The following is a 21321-nucleotide window of genomic DNA, read 5'->3' on the forward strand; positions in this document are numbered from 1 at the left end:
CTCAGGCGTAGTTCAGCACCAGCTCGCAGGCCGCAAGGATATCCTCAGGGCTCGGGATGTAGAGCTGCTCCAGGCGATACAACGGCGGTGGAATATCCGGCGCGGTAACCCGCTGGATAGGCGCTTGCAGGTCGAGCAGCGCGCGCTCGTAGAGGCTGGCGGCAATCTCCGCGCCCACCCCGCAACTGCGCGGCGCCTCATGGACGATCACGCAGCGGCCGGTCTTGCGCACCGAGGCTTCCAGGGTATCGAGGTCCAACGGCTTGATGCTGGCAACGTCTATCACCTCGGCGGAAACGCCCCGCTCTTCCAGCCGTGCGGCGGCCTGCAAGGTCTCGTGGACGCTGGCGCCCCAACTGATCAAGGTGATGTCCGAGCCCTCGCGCAGGGTGAAGCAGGTGTCCAGGGGCAGGCGCTTGCCGTCGTCGATGATCGGCTGCGGGTTCATCCGGTAAAGCCGGGTGGGTTCGAGGAAGATCACCGGGTCCGGGTCGTCGATGGCGGATAACAACAGGCCGTAGGCCCGTGCCGGTGAGGATGGGATGACCACCCGCAGGCCGGGGATATGGGCGAACAGCGCTTCGGTACTTTCGCTGTGATGCTCCGGCGCACGGATGCCGGCGCCCATCGGGCTGCGTAACACCATCGGGCAGGTCAGTCGGCCGCGGGTGCGGCAACGGATGCGACTGGCATGGGACACCAGGTGCTCCATGGCGGCGTAGATGAAGCCGAGGAACTGGATTTCCATCACCGGCTTCAGGCCCTGGGCGGCCATGCCCACGGCCAGGCCGCCGATCATGGTTTCGGCCAGCGGGGTGTCGATCACCCGCTTGAAACCAAAGCGGTCGCGCAGGCCGAGGGTGGCGCGGAACACGCCACCGTTGACGCCGACGTCTTCCCCCAGGATCACGACGTTTTCGTCCTCCTGCATGGCACGGTGAAGGGCCATGTTCACGGCCTCCAGCAGGGCGCGCTTTTCTGTTGTGGCGTTGAGGTTACTCATGATGGCTGTCCTTCCGACGGGAGACCCGTTCCATCAGCATTTCGCGCTGCTCGCCGAGGGCGGAGGGCCAGCGTGCGTAAACATGATCGAGCACCGACTCCACCGGCTGGACACCGCTGGCCTCGAAGTTATCCACAGCCGCCTGTACCTGACGCTGGCAGTCAGCAATCAGTGCCTGTTCGCGGCCCTCGTCCCAGACCTTGTGGCTGGCAAGGAAAGCCTGCAAGCGTTTGATGGGCTCCTCCTGCCAGGCCGCCTTGACCTCCTCGGCACTGCGGTAGCGCGTGGCATCGTCGGCGGTGGTGTGGTCGCCCAGGCGGTAGCTGATGCACTCCAGCAGCACCGGGCCCTTACCGTGGCGGGCACGGTCCAGCGCCCATTGCACGCGGTCATGGACGGCCAGCACGTCGTTGCCGTCCACCTGTTCGCCATGGAAGCCCGCGCCAATGGCCTTCTGCGCCAGGGTCGGCGCGCCACTCTGGATGCGCCGGGGCACCGAAATGGCCCACTGGTTGTTGTTCACCACGAAGAGCACCGGCAATTGCCAGGCACCGGCGACATTCAGGGCTTCGAGGAAGTCGCCCTTGCTGGTGGCGCCGTCGCCGCAGGTGGTCACCACCGCGCGGTGCTGGCCACGGATCTTGATCGCCGTGGCCACGCCGCAGGCATGCAGGGCCTGGGTGGCGATGGGCACGCAGATGGGGAAGTCCTCTTTCGAGCGCGAGTCCTGGAAGTCGCTGCCGCGTTCGTCGCCCCCCCAGTAGAGGAGGATTTCCTCCATGCGCACGCCGCGCATCAGTTGCACGGCGGTGTCGCGGTAGTAGGGTACCAGCACGTCTTCGGCGCGCATCAGGCTGCCGATGGCGACGCCGATGGCTTCCTGGCCGAGGGTCGGGGCATAGGTGCCGATGCGGCCTGTGCGTTGCAGGGCCACCGCCTTCTGGTCGAAGAGGCGGGTCAGCACCATGCGTCGGTAAAGGTCGGTGAGCAGATTGAAGTCGTCGGCCCAGGCCGGCAGCTCGCTGACCAGGCGCCCCTCGGGGTCGAGGAAACGCGTGTAGGGCAAATCGATCCGATTGGACATGGCATCGCTCCTTACACCTTTTGGGTGCCTGTGCAGTACCCGGTGCTTGTGGCTCCGGGGCTAACGGGCCGGGCCGCTGGTTGGCGGCCGCTCAGCCGAACAGCAGGCGCTCGGCCAGGGCGTCGGCGACCCGCGCGGGGGATCGCTTGTCGGCCTGGGCGTGCGCGTAGATCTCGGTGAGGCGCTGGCTGATCCGCGCCAGGTGCGCGGTAATCGCCGGCAACCCCGCGCCCTTGTGCTTGAGGGCGACGTAAATGAGCCCGCCGGAGTTGATCACATAGTCCGGTGCGTAAAGGATGCCGCGCGCTTCCATCTCGTCGGCAATCTCAGGGCTGGCGAGCTGGTTGTTGGCCGCGCCGGCCACCGCCGCGCAGCGCAGCTGGCCCACGGTCTGGGCATTGAGCACGCCACCCAGGCCACAGGGCGCGAGGATGTCGCACGGGGTGGTGAGGAAGGCATCGGCCGCCACCGGCTGGGCGCCGAACTGCTCCATCGCCAGTTGCACGCGGCCGGCATCCAGATCGCTGACCAGCAGTTCGGCGCCCACCGCGTGGAGCTGCTCGGCCAGCGCGTAGCCCACATGGCCGAGGCCTTGCACGGCCACGCGCAGGCCTTCCAGATCGTCGCTGCCCAGGCGCGCATGGGCCGTGGCACGAATGCCGGCAAATACGCCGAGTGCCGTGTGCGGAGACGGATCGCCGGCAGCGGTGGTGCTGGTCACGTGCCCGGTCTGCTGGGCGATGCAGTCCATGTCGGCGCTGGAGGTACCACTGTCCACGGCGGTGATGTAGCGGCCACCCAGGGATTCGATCATGCGGCCGAATGCTTCGAACAGCGCGGCGCGGTTATCCACATGGGCGGAGCGAATGATCACGGCCTTGCCGCCACCCTGTTCCAGACCAGCCAGTGCGGCCTTGTAGCTCATGCCCTGAGCGAGGCGGATCGCATCGCGAATCGCGCTTTCATCATCGGGGTAAGCGAGATAACGGCAACCGCCCAAGGCCGGGCCGAGGCGGGTGTTGTGGATGGCGATGATGGCCTTGAGTCCGGTGGCAGGATCGTTGGCGAGGTGCAACGCCTCCAGCCGGGCGGTTTCCATCATGGCGAACATGGCGGGCTCCCTTCCTGACTTTAGGGCCAGTATAGGACGAGCTGCGCAGTCCGCCCTCTCGCATCCGGACATAAGGCGGGCCACCGAGATAACCACGGCGCGGGCCGGCACTGGACGAAAATCAACCAGTTGGCTACAAGGAAACAACCCCTCGGAGATGCCCCATGGACCCGCGCCAACGCTGCCTGGCCTGCCTCGAACGCGACCCTCCTGCAATGCTGGAGGCGGCGCTGTGGATTGCCGCCGAGCATGATCCGCGCCTGGACCCGGAACGGGGGCTGCGTGATTTTGGTGGCCTGCTCCAACTGGTGGCGACCGGCCTGCCGAACCTGGCACCTGTCGAGCTGGCCCAGCCACTGCTGCGACGGCTGAACGAGCTGGACTTCCATGAAGACGACGACACGCCCCTGCGCCCACGCGCCGCCCTGCTGCCCCAGGTACTGGCGCGCAAACGCGGGCAACCGCTTTCACTGGCGCTGATCGCCCTGGAGTTGGCCGCGCGATTGGGCATTCCCCTGACCGGAGTCAACTTCCCCGGCCATTTCCTGCTGCGCGTGCCGGGGGCCGATCACCTGCTCGACCCGTGCAGCGGTCGCCGTCTCTATACCCGCGACTGTCGCGACCTGCTAGCGCGCGTGCAGGGCCCCCAGGCCGAACTTCAAGCAACGCACCTGCAAACGGCCAGCGCGAAGGAAATGATCCAGCGCCTGTCGCGCAACCTGCGCCTGCTGCACCAGGACGCCGGTGAGTTCCTGGCCGCGTTGAAGGACGCCGAGCGCGTGTTGTTGCTCGGCCCTCCGAGCATGCATGACCACCTGGCGCGAGCCGATATCTACCAGCGCCTGGATTGCCCCCAGGCGGAACGCTATGACCTGGAACATGCCCTGCTGCTCTGCGACAACCCCGCCCAGCATCTGCAACTGGCCCAGCGCCTGCGCCGGCTGGGGCATGTGCAGGCATTGCATTGAATCGGACACTACATCAGGCCCAGCGACTTGGCGTGCGCCACCGCCTGGGTGCGGCGCTTCACGCCGAGTTTGCCGTTGATGCGCCGGGCGTGGGTCTTCACCGTGTGCAGGGAGATAAACAGGCGCTCGGCGATTTCCTGGTTGGAACTGCCCAGGGCAATCAACCCGAGCACTTCCAGTTCACGCTGGCTGAGCGGACCGACCGCGCACTCGGCAGCGTCATCCTCCTCTTCCATGCCCAGGGCCCTGAGCATGTGCGGCTGACGCAATTGCAGTTCGCGTAGTGGCTGCTGCAGGTTGATCTGGCTCGCCAAGGTCAGGCCATCACGCAACTGTGCTGCGGCCTTGTCGAGCTCACCGGTCAGGTAGGCGCATTCGGCCAGGGCCACATGAATCTCGACTTCCAGTGCCGGCATGCCAGCCTCGCGCGCCCGGTGCAATTGACCCAGCAGGCGCTGCCGGGCGTTGAACACTTCCCCTTCGTAAAGCTCGGCCAACGCAAGGTGCCACTCGATGCGGGGAATCAGGTCGAGGGTCGCTGGTGGCGCCTGCACGGCGTGCTCGCCACGGAAATGCTTGAGCACGCGCAGCAGGGCATGGCGCGCCTGGCCGCTGCGTCCCTGCATGAGCAGCAGGCTGCTGCTGACCTGCAGCAGCACGGCGCGGTATACCCGCTCGGGGATATGGCGCATCTGCATCAGGCGTTCGGCTTCGCGCAAGCGATCGAAGGCCGAATCGAATGCCTGCCGATTGGCATCCAGCGTCGCCAGGCCGAGGTAGCCGAACAGGACGCGGTAGTCGCCGCAGTTGCGGGCCTCCTGCAGTCCGAACTGGTAGTGCTCGCGCGCCTGGTCATCATTGCCCTGCCGCAAGGCGAGGCGACCACGCCGCAGCGCCAGTCGTCCCAGCAACGGACTGGCCAGGCGGCCCTTGGTGAGCAGGAAATCCTGTGCCCGTTCCAGCACGGCGTCGGCACGCAGCAGTGCGCCCCGGTGCTCGAGTATCTGGGCATGGTCCAGTTCGAGAAAGGCTTCCATCAGCAGGCTGCCGTGGCTGCGTGCCAGCAGCAGCGCCTCGCGATTGAGGCTCTGGGCGTCGTCCAGCCGGCCTTCCAGCAGCGCCTGCTGGGTAAGACCGGAGTAACAGACCAGGCACTGCTCCCAGGCGGATTCAGGCAAGGCATCCAGCGCCTCACTCAAGTGCAGGCGGGCGCTGGGGGAATCCCCTTGCAGGTGCGCCAGCAAACCGTACTGCGCCTGCCAGTACGCCACCAGCTCCTGCTGCCGGACGGCGTCGGGTTGTGGCAGGAATCGCGCCTGCTCGGCAATGCAGGCGGCAGCCTCGTCCAGCTTTCCGGCAAACAGCAGCGCGCCGGCCAGCATGCGCATGCAATGAGGCGACACCCGCAAGAGGTTGTCGTCGACCTCCCGATCCAGGCGCAGCAACAGGCCGACGTTGCGTCCCTGGAACAGATGCTCGACTCCCAAGTGCTGCAGCAGGCTGACCGCGGCTTCGGGCTGCCCGGCCTCCAGGGCGTGTTCGACGGCGGTCTGCCAGTCTCCCTCGGAGGCGAACCACTGGCAGGCGCGCAGGTGCCACCCCCTCCCCGCCTGGGCATCCTGTACCGGCATCTTGCCGGCCAAGGGGGCGAAAACCCGGAACCAGCCGGGCTGATCAGCTAGCGGTTCGATGAAGCTGCCCAACACCTGCAGATCGCGCAGCAGGGCCGCGCCCTCGCCGTTACCGAACAAGTGGTCGCAGAGTGGCGCATTGAAGCGCGGCAGATGTACCAGCGCATGCCAGGCTTCGGCCTGCTGGGCATCGAGGCTGGCAAACATCTCGTGGTGGAGGTAAGCCACCAAGGTCGCGGAATGGCCGACATCGTTGCCGTATTCGGCAAAGCCCCATTCGGTTGGCTCAAGCAAGGCCATGCGCAGGCCCGCACACCATCCGCCGGTACTCTCCAGCAACCGGCTGACGGCATCTCCGGGCCAGGCCTGGAGTGACTGATCGAGCAGTTTGAGCAATTCGCCGCGCTCGAACGCCAGGGCATTGGTGTCCAGCTCCAGCAGTTCGCCGTCGATCAGCAGGCGCGGCAAATTGCAGGAAGGCCGGCAACGGCCGCTGATCCACCAACTCACGGATGCGCTGCTGGCATTCAGCAGTCGATCCAGGCAGGCATCAAGTTCGGCAGTAGGCCGGCGACAGTAGTCGTCCAGCATCACCCAGGCGGGTGTTTTCCACAGTGCCAGCGCACGCAGCACGCCCTCTTCGTCCGCTTTCGCGATGCCCAGGGCGTCCGCCAGCATCGCGCAGAATTCAGCGACCGTCCGTTCCCGGCCTCCCAGTGCCAGCCAATGCACCGTGCAATCGGCCGGACGGCGCATAGCGCACTCGGTCAGCAGAACACTCTTGCCACTCCCGGCCGGAGCGCAGAGCAGCCGCAACCGCACCCTGGAGGTAACCAGCCGTTCGCACAGGCGCGGACGCGGGACATGCAGCGTTGGCAGGCGCGGCAGGAAGGCGAGGGTTTCGAAGCGGCTCATTGCAGACATCCGGGTATGCCCTTTGTTCGTGCAGGTACGACCTGGAGCCACACCCTAGGCCTCTATCTCGGGCTTTATGAAGGATCATTCAGCGCCATTATCCGGCTCCATAAAAAAGGCGGCCTACGGCCGCCAGGTTCTGGAGTAGCACAATCACATGCCTTGCCTGACGCACATCCCCTGTGCGCCTTGCCCTCAGCGTACCCCGGCGTTGCGCAGCGCCGCCGGGGTGTAGTCGGCCGCCTTGCCGACGAAGCCGAACTCGAAGCTGTGCTTTTCCTCGTTCTTCATGCCCAGGGCCAGGTAGCGGCCGGCGATGATGTCGTACAGGGCTTCCAGGGTGTAAGCCGGAACCTGCTGGTGGTAGTAGAACTGGGCGTGCCCCTCGGCGACGCGCCAGAGCTGGCCGCGACCGTCGTAGTGATCCACCAGCGCCACCTGCCAGCTGTCTTCGTCAATGTACATGTGGCGCTTGGCATAGATATGGCGCACCCCCGGTTTCACGGTGGCGACCACTTCCCACACGCGATGCAGCTCGTAGCGCGTCAAGTCCTGGTTGATGTGCCCGGCCTTGATCACGTCGTCGTACTTGAGCTGCGGCGAATCCAGCCTGTAGCTGTTGTAGGGAATGTACATCTCCTTCTTGCCCACCAGTTTCCAGTCGTAACGGTCCGGCGCGCCGGAGAACAGGTCGAAATTGTCCGAGGTGCGCAGGCCGTCGGCGGCGGTGCCCGGACCGTCGTAGGCGACCTGCGGGGCGCGGCGCACGCGGCGCTGGCCGGCGTTGTAGACCCACGCCAGGCGCGGCTCCTTGACCTGGTCCAGGGTATCGTGGACCAGCAGCACATTACCGGCCAGGCGCGACGGCGCGGTGACCTGCTGCTTGAAGTAGCTCAGCACGTTCTCGCCCTTGGCCACTTGCAGGTCGGGCATCTCCTGAGGTACCGCTATTTCTTCCTCGAAGCGGATCGGCGTGTAGGAGCCGTTAACCTGGGGAGTGGCCTGGGTGATGATCCGCCGCAGGTTGCCGCCACGGTATCGAGTGATGTGGTTCCAGATCACTTCCACGCCGTTCTTCGGGATCGGGAAGGCGTAGTAGCGGCTGCCAGTGAAGTTGGCCAGGCCGTTGCCATCGTTGATCGGCTGCACGTTGACCGCGCTCTTCTTCGCCGCTTCAGAGACCTCCGGCGGCACGGCGACCGTGCGATGTGTCGGGTAGACCGGAATCCGGTAGGTCTCGGGGTAACGCTTGAACATCGCCACCTGGCCTTCGGAGAGTTTGTCCTTGTACTGCTCGACGTTGGCCGCGGTGATGGTGAACAGCGGCTTTTCGTCGGCGAACGGGTCGGCGAGGAAGCCCTTGGCGTCCACCGCGCCGGCGCTCTTGCCGAGGCCACCGGTCCACGCGGGGATGCTGCCGTCGGCATTGCCGGCCTTCTCCGCCCCCAGCGGGGTCAGGCTGGCGCCAAGTTTCGCCGCGTCATCGGCGGACACCGCCGCCATCACGTTGGCAGCCAGCAAGGACAGCGCCAGCGCGCCGCATTGCAGAATCGTTTTGCGCATCGTCATGCTCCCTTTGCCACTCAGAAGTTCACGCCGAAGCTGACGGCGAGGAAATCGCGGTCCACCAGCGTGTTGTACGTGCCGCCGAAGAAGTCTGTGTAACTGAGGCTCGCGGTGTAGGTGTTCTGGTAGTCGGCATCGACTCCGATGCTCAGTGCCTTGGCGCCTTCGTTGAACAGGCCGTTGGGGCCGTAGCCGTCGACGTCGTGGGACCAGGCGAGGTTGGGCCGCAGGTTGATGCCGGCGATCACGTTGCTGTAGTCGAGCACTGCGCGGGTGCGGTAGCCCCAGGCGGTGCCGGTGACGAAGCCGTGGGTATCTCCGCCGAAGCCGTAGGCGCCGTAGATCGAGTCGCGGCCGTAACGCAGCTCGCGGGTCGACTCCAGGCCGCCGACGTGCACCACACCGATTTCACCCACCAGGGTCAGGCGATCCGCGCCCATGACCTGGTCGATGAAGTGGGTCAGGGTGGTCTGCACCTGGGTGATTTCCTTGCGCTTGTAGCCAGTGTTGTCGCCACCGGGACGGGTGGCGATGGGCGAGGCTGCGCCGCCGGCGATAGGGTTGACCAGGGCCAAGGTCAGGTCAGTGGTGTTCAGTTGCACCGGCGCGTTGGGGCGATAGCTCAGCTCGCCGCTCCAGGCTGTGCCGGTGGGCAGGGTGGTGGAGAAACTCAGGCCGTAGAGTTGGATGTCCTCCGGGTACTCCAGGTAGTACTGGCCATTGCCGAGCAGGGTGCTCTGCGCCAGGCCGGCGCCCGTGCCCGGGGCGATGGCGTTGGCCGTGGCGACGATCCGGGGGATGGCCGCCAGGGTTGCGGCGCTGGCGGTGGAGGTGCCGACGAACGGCGTACGGCTGTGGTAGTTCAGGAAGTACGCGCCGTACTCGGTCTCGTCGCCCAGCCAGCGCAGGGCCGTACCGAACTGGCCGCCATCGCGGGCGTCGCGGTCACCGCCACGGGGCAGGATCACGCCCTCGGACGTCACGTCGAAACCCTGGCCGAAGGCCGCGGCGATCGGCTGCAGCGGCGCAATGGCCGGGCTACCCACGGTGTAGCCGGTGTCGCAGCCGTCGGCGGCCACATCGGAGGTTGCGAAGAAGGTGCCGCAGTTGTCGAGGACGGTCTGGTCCCACTCCAGTTGGTAGAACGCTTCGACGCTGAGCTGGTCGGTCAGGCTCTGGGACAGGTAGAACATGTTGACCGGAATCAGCCCTTCCTTGATCTCGGCACCGGGGCGACGGAACGCGGACACGTCCACCGGGTTGATCGCGTTGATGCTGTTGCCGATGAAGGTGCTCTCACCCCAGCTCACCACCTGCTTGCCCAGGCGCACGCTGCCGGGCAGGTCGGCGAGTTGATAGTTGTGGTAGACGAAGGCATCGAGCAACTGTGCGCCGGAGGACTTGGAGCCTTCCTTGCGGTTGTGGTCGCTGATGTCCTTGAACAGGCGGCTCTCGTCCTTCAGCTCGAAGTCGTACCAGTACTTGCCACGGACGAAGACGCCGGTATCGCCGTACTTCAGTTCGAGGTCGTGGATGCCCTTGAAGATCTTCGAGAAGGTTTCGCCCTTCTTGAAGTTGAGTCGGCTGTCATCGCCGGTCGAGGACTGCCCCTTGCCGCCGTTGTTGACGCTGATCAGGTCCGGGTCGGCGCCTCGCATGGACCAGCTCGCGCCCACCGACAGCGAGGAGTCGAACTGCCCCTCGATCTCGCCAATGTTGAAGGAGACCGCGTGAGCCTGGGCGGCGACTCCTATGGCGACGGCGGCGGCCAGCGCGTGCGGCCGGAAAACTGCGCGCATTGTTGTTTTTGTCATGCGGCGTTCCTGGTTGGTGAAGGAGGGCACCACCCTAACCAGTCACCCGTGCAGGCGATAAGCGCACCAAGGAGGGATTCATCCTGTCGCTCGAAGGAGTGAATCGACGCTCTGCAATGCCGCCTGGCGCACCTTCATGGACACCCCGCATGCCGCGCCATGCAGAACATGGATGGAACTTCCGCCGCTCACTACCTCATGGCCGCTGGCTGAGGCATCCTGAGCGGATCCCGCTGCCCTGATCGACCATGACCATGCACGACGCCCTCCCCGACCCGCAGACCGCCGCCACCCGCGATGTGGTGATGCGCTATCACCTGAGCTGGAAAGCCCGCGATATCGATGCCGTATTGGCGCTCTATCACCCCGAGGTGGAATACAACGACTTCTTCCAGAACCGCTGCATGCGCCGCGAAGACCTGCGGGGCTACCTGCAGGCCACCATGCCCAGCGGCCCGGAAGACTTCCTCGAACACAACGACCGCATCCGCATCGATGGCGACACCGCCTTCATCCAGTACGCCATCAGCGTCGCCGGCGGGGGCACCTTCCGCGCCAGCGAAGCCATCACCGTGCGCGACGGGCTGATCTGGCGGATCAACGAGTACGCCCTGCTGGTTCAACCCGCCGTCCAGCCCGGCAAGTCCCAATCGCAACGCCCGGCAGCCAGCCGCCTCGGCCTTTCGGCACGGCAACTAGGCATGCTGGCGCGGGATATCGAAGAGTACTTCCAGCGCTCCCAGCCCTACCTCGACCCGGCCCTGGACCTGCACCAGGTGGCCAGCGCCACCGGCTACACCCGTAACCAGATTTCTTACCTGCTGAACCAGATGCTCGGGCAGAGCTTCTACCAGTACGTCAACCAGGCGCGCCTGCAGCACCTGCTCACCCTGCTGGCAACCGCCGTGCCGCCGGTGCGCATCGACGAACTGGCCTTCAGCGCCGGCTTCAACTCGCTCTCCGCCTTCTACCGCTGCTTTCGCCAGCACACAGGGTTGTCGCCCAAGGCCTACCTCAAGCAACGGCCCCAATCGTAGGGTGCGCCACGCGCACCGGGCGGAGTTCAGCCCCGCACCAGGGTTCTGGTGTGCACGGCGCACCCTACCGGCAAGTCCATGAATACAGGCGCATTCCCAGCGTGCCCGCGCACACGACAAGTGCCCGGCCAGGCACTAGCCTTGCCAGCCACGACAACCTGCCAACGGGAACCTGCCTATGCCGAACTGGCGCTCGATCAGCCTGTGGATGGACACGCTCGATGAAGACCTCAAGCCACGACCGGCGCTGTCCGGCTCGCACGAGGTGGATGTGGCGATCATCGGCGCCGGCTACACCGGCCTGTGGACGGCCTACTACCTGAAGCGCCAGGCCCCCGAGCTGAAGATCGCCATGGTCGAGGCGCAGTTCGCTGGCTTTGGCGCCAGTGGCCGCAATGGCGGCTGGCTGATGGGCAACCTGCTGGGCGAGGACCGCGCCCTGGCGTCGCTGCCGGCCGAGGTGCGCAAGGCGTCCTTCGACCTGCTCCACGGCATTCCCGATGAAGTGGCCGAGGTGCTGCAACGCGAAGGCATCGACTGTCACTTCCGCAAGGCCGGCATCCTCTACTGCGCCGCACGCTACCCAGAACAGGAAAAGCGCCTGCGCGACCAGTTGGCGGACCTGTATGCCGAAGGCCTCACCGAAGCCGACTACCGCTGGCTCAGCCCCGACGAATTGAACGGCCAGTTGCGCGTGGCCAATCCCTACGGCGGCATCCACACCCCGCATTGCGCCACCATCCAGCCGGCGCGACTGGTGCGAGGCCTGGCACAGGCCGTGGAGCGCATGGGCGTGCAACTGTTCGAGCAGAGCCCCGCTACCCACTGGGAGCCCGGCCTGGTGCGCACCGCACAGGGTCAGCTCAAGGCCCGCTGGGTAGTGCCGGCCATCGAAGGCTATGCTGCCAGCCTGCCGCCGCTGGGCAAGTACCAGTTACCGGTGCAGAGCCTGCTGATCGCCACCGAACCGCTGAGCGATTCGCAATGGGCGGAGATCGGCCTGGAACACGGCCAGGCCTTCAGCGAGAGCAGCCGCCAGGTCACTTATGCACAACGCACCGCCGACAACCGCCTGGCCTTCGGCGCCCGCGGCGGCTACCGCTTCGGCGGCCGGCTACGGGAAAACTTCCAGCTCAACGACGAAGAAGTCGGCCTGCGCCGCTACCTGCTCGGTGAACTCTTCCCGCAACTGCGCAACGTGCGTATCACCCACAGTTGGGGCGGCAACCTGGGCATGGCGCGGCGCTTCCGTCCGCACATGCTGGTGGACCGCAAGCACGGTATTGCCCTGTCCGGCGGCTACGGCGGCGAGGGCGTGGGCGCCAGCAACCTGGGTGGACGCACCCTGGCCGACCTGATCCTCGGCAAGGAAAGCCTACTCACTCGCCAACCCTGGGTCCTGGGCGACGGCCCGCTGGAGCGCCTCAGTGCCTGGGAACCAGAACCCTGCCGCTGGCTCGGCTACAACGCCATCATCCGCAGCTTCGTCCACGAAGACCGGGTGCTGGCCAACCCCCACAGCGCGCCCTGGCGTCGCGCCATGGCGCTGAAACTGGCCACCCTGATGGAAGGCCTGATGCGCTGAGCCGCGCGAAATCTCACTGAACCCGTTCGCGAGCAGAGCTCGCTCCTACATCCAGGCATTTGCGGAGCCAACAACATGAAAGCCACCTTGCTGAAGAACACCCACGAAATGTCCCTGTCCGAACCCACCCCGGTCGCAGTCCCCGTTGGCGAGCCTGTACCGCACACCCGCGTGCACTCGGTGGAGCGCAACGACAATGTGGAAACCGGCGTCTGGGAATGCAGCCCCGGCCGCTTCCGCCGGCAGATCGTCGAGCAGGAGTTCTGCCACTTCACCCACGGCAGCTGCACCTTCACCCCGGATGGCGGCGAGCCCATCGCGATCAAGGCGGGCGACGCCCTGCTGCTGCCGGCCAACAGCCTGGGTATCTGGGATGTGAAGGAAACGCTGCGCAAGACATACGTGATCATTTCGCGCTGATTGCGTTGTGGGGGCGAGTTCATTCGCAGAGGGCTGCGCAGAAGCCTCCATTCGGAACCGAACGGCAGGCCTAAGGCCTGCCTGCATAGCGAATGAATTCAACCCCACGAAATGCAGAAGGCCGGCGACAAGGCCGGCCTTCAACATAGTGCTTCCCCGCAGGAATGCTCAGCCCGCTGGCTGAACTGCCCCGAAGAACGGCGCGATCAGAGGGCGTACTTCTGCAGGTTGGCCATCATTTCGCGCAGGGCTTCGACGTTGTCCGCCGGGTGCGCGGCGCCTTCGAAATCGCAGATGGTCTTCCAGTTGGCAGCCACGTCCTCGGCATCGAAGCCCGCCTTCGGGTCGAAACCGAAGCCCAGGCTGCGCTCCCAGCGCACCTTGCCGATCCAGCCGCCGCCGACTTCGAACAGACCGGAGGTGTCCTGGCACTGCTCGCTGCCGAGAAACACCACCAGCGGGCTGACCAGCTCCGGCTTGAGCTGCTCGAACACCTGCGGCGGGATCAGGCCTTCGGTCATGCGAGTACCGCCGGTGGGGGCGATGGCGTTGACCAGGATGTTGTTCTTGCGGCCCTCGATAGCGAGGTTCCGGGTCAGGCCGTAGAGGCCGAGCTTGGCCATGCCGTAGTTGGACTGGCCGAAGTTGCCGTAGATGCCCGAGGTGGACGAGGTGAAGATGACGCGGCCGTAGTTCTGCTCGCGCATGTGCGGCCAGGCGGCGCGAGTGACCTTGTAGGCGCCTTCGACATGGACCTTGTAGACCAGGTCCCAATCGGCGTCGTCCATCTTGTGGAAGGTCTTGTCGCGCAGGATGCCGGCGTTGTTCACCACCACGTCGACACGACCGAAATGGTCGAGGGCGGCCTGCACGATCTTGTCGCCGTCGGTCACCGAATCATGGCTGGCAACGGCGGTACCGCCGGCTTCGCGAATTTCCGCTACCACACGGTCGGCTGCCGAGGCGTTGGCGCCTTCGCCATGGGTGCTGCCACCCAGATCATTGACCACCACCCTGGCGCCATGACGGGCGAACAGCAGGGCGTGGGCGCGGCCAATGCCACCACCGGCTCCGGTAACGATCACGACTTTTTCTTCGAAGCGGATTGCATCGCTCATGGGTTGGGCTCCTTGGCAGACCTGGGTATCGGCCGAGTCTCCGGCAGCTCACCCCGGCCTCACAAGAATCGGAGCCGCCATGAATGTTGCCCGATAAGGACGACGCTACTTGAAGGGAATGAACAGGCTGCCGCGCGGACGCAGCTTGAACAGCCACCAGTGGTAGCTGTGGCAAAGCAAGGCAAGCAATGCCGCCGTCAGCAGGCAACCGACCGCGGCCAGCCAGCTCCACAGACCGGGTTCGCGCAGAATGGCGTAGCCGATCAGGCTGAGGCCCGCGATGACCAGCACGGCTGCGGTGGCCGGTCCGAGCGTACGAATGGCGGGATAGAGGAACACCAGAAAGCGGAACAGCATGATCAGGCCTCGAAGATGCCGGACACTCGGTGCCCAGCCAGTGGGTGAGGCCGGAGATGCTAGTGCCACGCCTCCAGCGGATGGAGGCGGGACCGTCTGATCAATCGATGGAAATTTCCGTTATCCGTGTCGGTCACGAAAAGCCAGATAGTGCTCCAGCACCTGCTCCGGCGCTTCGGTCTGCGGGTAATGGCCGATCCCCTCCAGCAGCACGGTATCGGCGTCCGCGATCAGCTCATGGTAGCGCGCCACCATATGGGCGCCGGAGATGGGGTCCACCGCACCGTCGATCACCCGCAACGGCACCCCGCCCTTCTGCATCGCGGCCACCCAACGGTCGCGTTGCTGGCGACGTTCGGGGATGTAGTGGATCAGCCGGTGCATCACCGCCGGCCCGTTCTGTTCGGCAATCAGGCGCCAGAAGTCATCCAGTTCCATGTCGCTGGGCTGGCTGTGCGGCCCGAACACCTGGGCAAAGCTGGCGGCCAGCTTGCGCCGCGAGAACAGCCGACCGACCAGGCCACCCAGCGGGCTGAGCAGCAGTTTCTGTACCAGCACCGGTCGATGGGTTTCCGGAAACAGGCCACCGTTGAGGAAGACACAGCTGGCCAGTTTGCAGCGTCCCTCGTGGTGCCGGGCCAGCAGTTCCTGGGCGACGCTGTCGCCGTAGTCGTGTGCCAGCACATGCACCGGGTCCTTCACGCCCAGATGGGCGAGAAGCGCCTGGTTGATATCCGCCTGCTCCAGCAACCGGTAGTCATGGCCACGGGGCTTGTCGGAATAGCCGAAGCCCAGCAGGTCGCAGGCGATGACGCGGAAGCGACGGGCCAGCGGCTCCCAGAGGTAGTGCCAGTCCCAGGAGGCGGTGGGGAAGCCGTGGATCAACAGCAGCGGCTCGCCCTCCCCCGCCGTCCAGTAGCGGATGCGTTGCCCGCGAAAGTCCATGTCCTGCGCCTGGGCGCGCCAGTCGCCCAGGGGAATGCCGGACAGGCCGGTCACTCGGCGTACCCGGGATTCTGCAGGTCGAGCTTGCGCAGCAGCGCCGGCCAGGGCAGCGCGCCGCCCATACCCGTGGAGCTCTTCATCACCCCGGCGATCATCGCCCTGGCGCCGTCGAGGATCTGCTGCGGGATGTGGATGAGTTCACCACCACCGGCCTCGGCCATTACCTGGATCTCGCAGGCGCGCTGCAGGGTGAACATGCCAAGGAACGCATCGGGGATGCTGCCGAAAGCGGTGAGCAGGCCGTGGTTGGGCAGGATCATGAAGTTGGCCTGGCCGAGGTCGGCCTGCAGGCGGGACTTCTCGTCATGGTTCAGCGCCACGCCCTCGTAACCGTGGTAGGCCAGGCTGGCGAGGACGAACAGCGATTGCTGGGACAGCGGCAACAGGCCGTTCTTCTGCGCCGACACGGCAATGCCGGCGGACGTGTGGATATGCAGCACGCAGCCCACGTCCGGGCGCGCTTCGTGCACAGCGCTGTGGATGGTGTAGCCGGCCGGGTTGATGTCGTAGGGGCTGTCCATCAGCTTGTTCCCGGCCAGGTCGATCTTCACCAGGCTGGATGCCGTGATCTCGTGGAACATCAATCCGTAGGGGTTGATCAGGAAGTCTTCGGTGCCGGGCACCTTGGCCGAGATGTGGGTGAAGATCAGGTCGTCCCAGCCGTAGAGGGCAATGAGCCGATAGCAGGCGGCCAGGTCAACGCGGGCCTGCCATTCGGCAGCGGACACCTGATCCTTGACGTTGAGCGACGGGAGGGCTTGGGCGGCGGTCATGGCGAAACCTCGTTGTTGTTATGCGTCCGAGGAGTCTAGCCATGGGCTGCCGCAGCGATAGTCGCCTTGGCAGCCAGCTTAATGGCCTTGCGGGTCAGATCAGGTTGGCCATCAGGCGTGGCTGGAATCGTTGAGGGCGTATTCGCCGTTGAAACCGCAGGATGGGACGGCAATTCGCCCCCACAGAAAAGCAAAGCGGGATCAGATCAGCGCGGCGATGACGCTGGCCAGCCAGGGCTCGGCATCCAGCTCGGGGGTGACGGTTTCGCTGGCGTCGACGCGCTGCATCTCGACCACTTCACGCAGGCCGAGCTCGGCATAGAGCTCGCGCATCATCTCGCCACCGCCGCAGAACAGGTCGTAGCTGGAGTCGCCCAGTGCCAGGATGGCGCCAGGGCGGCCGCGCCAGTTGGGCAGGCGGTCGCGCAGCTCGTGATACAGCGGCAGCAGGTTGTCCGGCAGCTCTCCCATGCCGGTGGTGGCGGTCACGGTCAGCAGCGCGTGCGGATCGAAGGCAATCAGTTCATCCAGGCTCGCACGCTGCAGGTAGTGGGCGTCCAGGCCTGCGGCCTTGAGCAGCTTTTCCGCATGGCGGGCGACTTCTTCGGCGGTGCCGTAGACCGAGCCGGACAGGATGGCGACTTTCACTTGGGTACTCCGAGTCTGGGTGAAATGCCGCGCATTATGCCGCAACTGGACCGGCCGACAGGATGACTTAGACTGCTCCGATCAGATCCAATGAGCCCGAACGATGATCAACGCCAAGCTGCTGCAACTGGTAATAGACGCCTCCAACGATGGCATCGTGGTCGCCGAGCAGGAGGGCGAAGACAACATCCTGATCTATGCCAACGCGGCCTTCGAGCGCCTCACCGGCTACCCGCGCGACGACATCCTCTACCAGGATTGCCGCTTCCTCCAGGGCCAGGACCGCAACCAGTTGGGCCTGGCGGCCATCCGCCAGGCGATTCGCAGCGGCCAGCCGTGCCGGCAGATCCTGCGCAATTACCGCAAGGACGGCAGTGCCTTCTGGAACGAACTGTCCATCACCCCGGTGTTCAACGAATCCGACCAGCTCACCTACTTCATCGGCATACAGAAGGACGTTACCGAGCAGGTCGAAGCCCGCCAGCGGGTGCGCGAACTGGAAGCGGAGCTGAGCACGCTTAAGGCCGAACTGGCCAAACTCAGGGACAGAGGACCAAAGCCGTAGGAGCGAGCTCTGCTCGCGAAGCCGTTCGCGAGCAGAGCTCGCTCCTACAAGGTTTGGTTGACGGTTCAGGTATCCAGATGTCCAGCGAGCAGTTGCCGCAGGCGTCGCTGCATCAGTCGGCCTTCGCTGCCCAGGCAGGCCAGCGGGGAGCCATCGAGCTCTTCGCTCAACAGGTCAGCCATTTCACCGGCCACCGCCAGCGGGCACTCCAGCCCCAGAGCCATGCGTTTCAGCTGCAGGTGAAGGTCATCCGCCGGAGGCTGGTTGGAGAAGAGCACCAACGCCTGGGGCTGCAGCTTGTCGCACACCATCGCCAGCTCCGCCAGCGGCTGCCCCAGGCCAAGCACGCTGACCGACACATCGCTGCTACCCAGCAGCACGCCTGCCACCAGCAACTCCAGCTCACGACCCTGCTCCGGCAGGGGTGCCAGCACCACACGCTCGCGCTGGCCACAACGGGCCATCTGCAAACGCTGCAGGACACGAGCCCGGAGAAAGCTGTCGAAGAACACCCACTCACTGCCACGGCCGAACTCGTCCTGGCGCAGCAGGAGTTCCTGCCAGACCGGCATCAGCACATCGGTGAACACCACGTGCAACGGGTAGGTAGAAAACACCTGGCCGTAGACGCGCTCCAGTTCGGCCTCGTCCAGGGTGGACACCGCGTTGCGCACCATGGTGCGCCATTCACTCCATTCCCCCGCCGCCACGTCCTCGTGGAGCGGCATCACCGGTGCCTTGGCGGCATTGCTGCGGGCAAGCAACTTGCCCACCTTGCTCACCGAAACACCGCGTTCGATCCAGGCGAGGATGCTGCGCACCGCCTCGACATCCGCCAGGGAGTAGAGCCGGTGACCGCTGTCGGTACGGATCGGCTGGATCAGCCCATAGCGCCGCTCCCAGGCACGCAGGGTGACGGGATTGACGCCGGTCAGACGTGACACTTCCCGAATCGGGAAGAGTTCTTCCCGTTTCAGGGCGGCCGAGGCAAGGGATGCACCGGATTCGGTCATGGCGGTCAATCATCAGGGGAAATATTCACGCAGTTTAAACCTTGTTGCGCAGATTCCAATTGGCGGCAGGCCACGGCGGGCGCGGCACGACCTGCCGGTCATCCTTCGCGCTGGCGCTTTGCCGAAAAACCGGAATAATCCTTGCCTCTTTTTCAACGCAGCCCACCACCCCGGCGCTGCGTGATGCGCCGCGCCCTACCCGGGCGGCGCTTGGTTGCGAGGAGATACACGATGTCTGCCGATCCCGTCACCCTGATGGTGGCCCGCCGCGTCGCCCGCGAGCGCTACCACGACTTCATGGCCTGGCTACGCGAAGGCGAGCAACTGGCCGCCGATTTTCCCGGCTACCTGGGCTCGGGTGTCCTGGCGCCACCGCCGAATGACGACGAGTTCCAGATGATTTTCCGCTTCGTCGACGAACCGACGATGGCCGCCTGGGAGCACTCCGCCTCGCGCCGCGCCTGGCTGGAGCGTGGTACCGGCCTGTTCGAACAACCCCACGAACATCGCGCCCTGGGCCTGGACGCCTGGTTCGGCAAGGCCGAGCAGCGGCCCCCGCGCTGGAAGCAGAGTGTGGCGATCTGGCTGGCGTTCTTCCCGGTGTCCCTGGCCTTCAACCTGCTGTTCGGCGGCTGGCTGGGCGACTTGTCGCTGCTCCTGCGCATTCTGCTCAGCACCCTGGTGCTGACGCCGCTGATGACCTACTGGTTCATCCCGCTCTCCACCCGCCTGCTAGCCCCCTGGCTGCAAGGCACTCGCCCGGCCTCCACACGCACTGGCGCGGCGGTCCATTCCCGTTAACTCAACAGGAGTTGTACACAGCCAGCCTGCGTACAACTCATCTCGCACCGGCTCTGCCCGCGCCGTTCGTCGAATCAAGCACTTAGCCTCGCCGCCCGATGCACCATCAGTCGGCGAGCGCGCGCATTTGTACACAGCCAGCCCCTGGTATAACGTTCTACACATTCGCCCCGGCCGTCTCCGGCCCCCCGCTTGTTCCCCCGCACGAGGCGTTCATGAGCCGTCCCGCCGCCCCCATCCTGATCACCGGTGCCAGCCAGCGCATCGGCCTCTATTGCGCCGAGCGCCTGCTGGACGACGGCCAGCCGGTGATCATCAGCTACCGCACCGAACGCGACGGCGTGCAGCACCTGCGCCAGCGCGGTGCCCTGGCACTGCAGGCGGACTTCTCCCATGAAGCGGGCATTCTTGCCTTCATCGATGAACTCAAGGGCAGCACCGACAGCTTGCGTGCCATCGTCCACAACGCTTCGGACTGGCTGACCGAAGCCCCCGGCCAGGAAGCCGATGCCTTCAAGCGCATGTTCAGCGTGCACATGCTGGCGCCCTACCTGATCAACCTGCACTGCGAAGAGCTGCTGCGCCGTAGCAGCCCGGCGGACATCATCCACCTCAGCGACGATGTGGCGCGCAAGGGCAGCGAGAAGCGCATCGCCTACTGCGCCAGCAAGGCCGGGCTGGATAACCTGACGCTGTCGTTCGCCGCGCGCTTCGCCCCGCACATCAAAGTCAACGGCATTGCGCCGGCGCTGGTGATGTTCAATGCCGATGACGACGACGCTTACCGCAAGAAGACCCTGGCCAAGTCGGCGCTGGGCATCGAGCCCGGCCCCCAGGTGGTTTACCAGGGCCTGCGTTACCTCCTGGACAACGCCTACGTCACCGGAACGACCCTCACCCTGAACGGCGGCCGCCACCTGAAGTGATGCGGCCGCAAGGACTGTCACCATGAGCGACGAGATAATCGGGCACTACCGGGAAATCCTCCTGGGGCTGGGCGAGAACCCGGACCGCGAAGGCCTGCGCGATACGCCCATGCGCGCCGCCAAGGCCATGCGCTATCTCTGCCACGGTTACGAGCAGAGCCTGGAGGGGATCGTCAATGGCGCCCTGTTCGCCTCGGACAACGACGAGATGGTGGCAGTCAAGGACATCGAGCTCTATTCCCTGTGCGAGCACCACCTGTTGCCCTTCATCGGCAAGGCCCATGTAGCGTACATTCCCACCGGCAAGGTGCTGGGGCTGTCGAAGATCGCACGCATCGTCGACATGTTCGCCCGGCGGCTGCAGATCCAGGAGAACCTCACCCGCCAGATCGCCGAGGCGGTGCAACAGGTCACCGGCGCCGCCGGTGTGGGGGTGGTGATCGAAGCCCAGCACATGTGCATGATGATGCGCGGTGTGGAAAAGCAGAACTCGGTGATGAGCACCTCGGTGATGCTCGGGACCTTCAGGGCATCCCAGAACACCCGACACGAATTCCTGAAACTGATCAAGCGGAGCAACTAGAGAATGCCGCGACTGGAGCCCGGAATGGCGCGAATCCGCGTCAAGGACCTGCGCCTGCGCACCTTCATCGGAATCAAGGAGGAGGAAATCCTCAACAAGCAGGATGTGCTGATCAACCTCACCATCCTGTACCCGGCCGAAGAGGCGGTGCGCGACAACGACATCGACCACGCGCTGAACTACCGCACCATCACCAAGGCGATCATCCGCCACGTCGAAGAAAACCGCTTCGCCCTGCTGGAACGCCTGACCCAGGAAATCCTCGACCTGGTCATGGCCAACCCCAGCGTGCGCTACGCCGAGGTGGAAGTGGACAAGCCCCATGCGCTGCGCTTTGCCGAGTCGGTGTCCATCACGCTCGCCGGCCACCGCTGACAACCCGTCCACGACATCGTGGG

At 65.4% G+C, this 21321-nt stretch carries 21 protein-coding genes; 9 read left to right on the forward strand and 12 right to left on the reverse strand.

Features of this window, described 5'->3' with window-relative positions; genetic code table 11:
* Position 1 precedes the first annotated feature (1 nt).
* The 3 genes from THL1_RS23510 to THL1_RS23520 all read right to left on the reverse strand — a co-directional run bounded on the left by THL1_RS23510 (position 2) and on the right by THL1_RS23520 (position 3198).
* Entirely contained in the window at positions 2–1003 is a 1002-nt protein-coding gene (locus THL1_RS23510) for an alpha-ketoacid dehydrogenase subunit beta (protein WP_069085490.1), read from the reverse strand.
* The gene (gene pdhA / locus THL1_RS23515) at positions 996–2087 is read right to left on the reverse strand and encodes a pyruvate dehydrogenase (acetyl-transferring) E1 component subunit alpha (RefSeq protein ID WP_069085491.1); all 1092 of its coding nucleotides are present in this window, start codon (positions 2085–2087) and stop codon (positions 996–998) included. The genes THL1_RS23510 and pdhA overlap by 8 nt, the downstream gene beginning before the upstream one ends.
* Before the next feature lie 91 nt (positions 2088–2178).
* Complete coding sequence (locus THL1_RS23520) at positions 2179–3198, reverse strand: Leu/Phe/Val dehydrogenase (protein ID WP_069085492.1); 1020 nt, start codon at positions 3196–3198, stop codon at positions 2179–2181.
* A gap of 164 nt (positions 3199–3362) precedes the next feature.
* On the opposite strand from THL1_RS23520, the gene THL1_RS23525 reads away from it, so the two are divergent.
* A complete protein-coding gene (locus THL1_RS23525; RefSeq protein ID WP_069085493.1) occupies positions 3363–4166 on the forward strand; it encodes a SirB1 family protein in 804 nt (267 codons plus the stop codon).
* Positions 4167–4174: 8 nt separating this feature from the next.
* Here THL1_RS23525 and THL1_RS23530 read toward each other — a convergent pair whose 3' ends face one another.
* From THL1_RS23530 to THL1_RS23540, 3 genes are all read right to left on the reverse strand, one after another.
* Positions 4175–6721, reverse strand: coding sequence for a LuxR C-terminal-related transcriptional regulator (locus THL1_RS23530; protein ID WP_069085494.1), 2547 nt, complete (start codon positions 6719–6721; stop codon positions 4175–4177).
* A gap of 186 nt (positions 6722–6907) precedes the next feature.
* A complete protein-coding gene (locus THL1_RS23535) occupies positions 6908–8275 on the reverse strand; it encodes a DUF1329 domain-containing protein (RefSeq protein ID WP_069085495.1) in 1368 nt (455 codons plus the stop codon).
* A 20-nt stretch (positions 8276–8295) separates the two neighbouring features.
* Complete coding sequence (locus THL1_RS23540; protein WP_069085496.1) at positions 8296–10092, reverse strand: DUF1302 domain-containing protein; 1797 nt, start codon at positions 10090–10092, stop codon at positions 8296–8298.
* A gap of 254 nt (positions 10093–10346) precedes the next feature.
* On the opposite strand from THL1_RS23540, the gene THL1_RS23545 reads away from it, so the two are divergent.
* The 3 genes from THL1_RS23545 (at position 10347) to THL1_RS23555 (ending at position 13134) form a co-directional block, all read left to right on the forward strand.
* Positions 10347–11129, forward strand: a complete 783-nt coding sequence (locus THL1_RS23545; RefSeq protein WP_145928375.1) for a helix-turn-helix domain-containing protein — start codon at positions 10347–10349, stop codon at positions 11127–11129.
* A gap of 178 nt (positions 11130–11307) precedes the next feature.
* Entirely contained in the window at positions 11308–12714 is a 1407-nt protein-coding gene (locus THL1_RS23550) for an NAD(P)/FAD-dependent oxidoreductase (protein WP_069085498.1), read from the forward strand.
* A 75-nt stretch (positions 12715–12789) separates the two neighbouring features.
* Entirely contained in the window at positions 12790–13134 is a 345-nt protein-coding gene (locus THL1_RS23555; RefSeq protein WP_069085499.1) for a cupin domain-containing protein, read from the forward strand.
* A gap of 206 nt (positions 13135–13340) precedes the next feature.
* Here the strand turns inward: THL1_RS23555 and THL1_RS23560 are convergent, their stop codons facing one another.
* From THL1_RS23560 to THL1_RS23580, 5 genes are all read right to left on the reverse strand, one after another.
* The gene (locus THL1_RS23560; protein WP_069085500.1) at positions 13341–14252 is read right to left on the reverse strand and encodes an SDR family oxidoreductase; all 912 of its coding nucleotides are present in this window, start codon (positions 14250–14252) and stop codon (positions 13341–13343) included.
* Positions 14253–14357: 105 nt separating this feature from the next.
* Positions 14358–14609, reverse strand: coding sequence for a hypothetical protein (locus THL1_RS23565; protein ID WP_069085501.1), 252 nt, complete (start codon positions 14607–14609; stop codon positions 14358–14360).
* 120 nt (positions 14610–14729) lie between these two features.
* The gene (locus tag THL1_RS23570) at positions 14730–15554 is read right to left on the reverse strand and encodes an alpha/beta fold hydrolase (protein ID WP_069086618.1); all 825 of its coding nucleotides are present in this window, start codon (positions 15552–15554) and stop codon (positions 14730–14732) included.
* A 50-nt stretch (positions 15555–15604) separates the two neighbouring features.
* Positions 15605–16387, reverse strand: a complete 783-nt coding sequence (locus tag THL1_RS23575) for a class II aldolase/adducin family protein (RefSeq protein WP_069085502.1) — start codon at positions 16385–16387, stop codon at positions 15605–15607.
* A gap of 201 nt (positions 16388–16588) precedes the next feature.
* Positions 16589–17035, reverse strand: coding sequence for a flavodoxin (locus tag THL1_RS23580; protein ID WP_069085503.1), 447 nt, complete (start codon positions 17033–17035; stop codon positions 16589–16591).
* Between the two features lie 103 nt (positions 17036–17138).
* Here THL1_RS23580 and THL1_RS23585 point away from each other — a divergent pair, with 103 nt between their 5' ends.
* On the forward strand, positions 17139–17600 hold the full coding sequence (locus THL1_RS23585) for a PAS domain-containing protein (protein WP_069085504.1): 462 nt from the start codon (positions 17139–17141) through the stop codon (positions 17598–17600).
* Between the two features lie 65 nt (positions 17601–17665).
* Here THL1_RS23585 and THL1_RS23590 read toward each other — a convergent pair whose 3' ends face one another.
* Positions 17666–18613 (reverse strand): MerR family transcriptional regulator, encoded by a 948-nt coding sequence (locus THL1_RS23590; protein WP_069085505.1) that lies wholly within the window; start codon positions 18611–18613, stop codon positions 17666–17668.
* 231 nt (positions 18614–18844) lie between these two features.
* On the opposite strand from THL1_RS23590, the gene THL1_RS23595 reads away from it, so the two are divergent.
* The 4 genes from THL1_RS23595 to folX all read left to right on the forward strand — a co-directional run bounded on the left by THL1_RS23595 (position 18845) and on the right by folX (position 21298).
* Positions 18845–19414 (forward strand): antibiotic biosynthesis monooxygenase, encoded by a 570-nt coding sequence (locus tag THL1_RS23595; protein ID WP_069085506.1) that lies wholly within the window; start codon positions 18845–18847, stop codon positions 19412–19414.
* Positions 19415–19629: 215 nt separating this feature from the next.
* Positions 19630–20340 carry a dihydromonapterin reductase gene (gene folM, locus THL1_RS23600; protein ID WP_069085507.1) on the forward strand — a complete coding sequence of 237 codons (711 nt, stop codon included), beginning with the start codon at positions 19630–19632 and terminating at the stop codon, positions 20338–20340.
* A gap of 22 nt (positions 20341–20362) precedes the next feature.
* Positions 20363–20923, forward strand: coding sequence for a GTP cyclohydrolase I FolE (gene folE, locus THL1_RS23605; RefSeq protein ID WP_069085508.1), 561 nt, complete (start codon positions 20363–20365; stop codon positions 20921–20923).
* 3 nt (positions 20924–20926) lie between these two features.
* Positions 20927–21298, forward strand: a complete 372-nt coding sequence (gene folX / locus THL1_RS23610) for a dihydroneopterin triphosphate 2'-epimerase (protein WP_069085509.1) — start codon at positions 20927–20929, stop codon at positions 21296–21298.
* Positions 21299–21321 lie beyond the last annotated feature (23 nt).

This window comes from Pseudomonas sp. TCU-HL1, from assembly GCF_001708505.1.
GTDB lineage: Bacteria > Pseudomonadota > Gammaproteobacteria > Pseudomonadales > Pseudomonadaceae > Metapseudomonas.

Coding starts and splice junctions, on each gene's coding strand:
- THL1_RS23510 (WP_069085490.1), bottom strand. CDS start 1,003: ATGAGTAACCTCAACGCCACAACAGAAAAGCGCGCCCTGCTGGAGGCC.
- pdhA (WP_069085491.1), bottom strand. CDS start 2,087: ATGTCCAATCGGATCGATTTGCCCTACACGCGTTTCCTCGACCCCGAG.
- THL1_RS23520 (WP_069085492.1), bottom strand. CDS start 3,198: ATGTTCGCCATGATGGAAACCGCCCGGCTGGAGGCGTTGCACCTCGCC.
- THL1_RS23525 (WP_069085493.1), top strand. CDS start 3,363: ATGGACCCGCGCCAACGCTGCCTGGCCTGCCTCGAACGCGACCCTCCT.
- THL1_RS23530 (WP_069085494.1), bottom strand. CDS start 6,721: ATGTCTGCAATGAGCCGCTTCGAAACCCTCGCCTTCCTGCCGCGCCTG.
- THL1_RS23535 (WP_069085495.1), bottom strand. CDS start 8,275: ATGCGCAAAACGATTCTGCAATGCGGCGCGCTGGCGCTGTCCTTGCTG.
- THL1_RS23540 (WP_069085496.1), bottom strand. CDS start 10,092: ATGACAAAAACAACAATGCGCGCAGTTTTCCGGCCGCACGCGCTGGCC.
- THL1_RS23545 (WP_145928375.1), top strand. CDS start 10,347: ATGCACGACGCCCTCCCCGACCCGCAGACCGCCGCCACCCGCGATGTG.
- THL1_RS23550 (WP_069085498.1), top strand. CDS start 11,308: ATGCCGAACTGGCGCTCGATCAGCCTGTGGATGGACACGCTCGATGAA.
- THL1_RS23555 (WP_069085499.1), top strand. CDS start 12,790: ATGAAAGCCACCTTGCTGAAGAACACCCACGAAATGTCCCTGTCCGAA.
- THL1_RS23560 (WP_069085500.1), bottom strand. CDS start 14,252: ATGAGCGATGCAATCCGCTTCGAAGAAAAAGTCGTGATCGTTACCGGA.
- THL1_RS23565 (WP_069085501.1), bottom strand. CDS start 14,609: ATGCTGTTCCGCTTTCTGGTGTTCCTCTATCCCGCCATTCGTACGCTC.
- THL1_RS23570 (WP_069086618.1), bottom strand. CDS start 15,554: ATGGACTTTCGCGGGCAACGCATCCGCTACTGGACGGCGGGGGAGGGC.
- THL1_RS23575 (WP_069085502.1), bottom strand. CDS start 16,387: ATGACCGCCGCCCAAGCCCTCCCGTCGCTCAACGTCAAGGATCAGGTG.
- THL1_RS23585 (WP_069085504.1), top strand. CDS start 17,139: ATGATCAACGCCAAGCTGCTGCAACTGGTAATAGACGCCTCCAACGAT.
- THL1_RS23590 (WP_069085505.1), bottom strand. CDS start 18,613: ATGACCGAATCCGGTGCATCCCTTGCCTCGGCCGCCCTGAAACGGGAA.
- THL1_RS23595 (WP_069085506.1), top strand. CDS start 18,845: ATGTCTGCCGATCCCGTCACCCTGATGGTGGCCCGCCGCGTCGCCCGC.
- folM (WP_069085507.1), top strand. CDS start 19,630: ATGAGCCGTCCCGCCGCCCCCATCCTGATCACCGGTGCCAGCCAGCGC.
- folE (WP_069085508.1), top strand. CDS start 20,363: ATGAGCGACGAGATAATCGGGCACTACCGGGAAATCCTCCTGGGGCTG.
- folX (WP_069085509.1), top strand. CDS start 20,927: ATGCCGCGACTGGAGCCCGGAATGGCGCGAATCCGCGTCAAGGACCTG.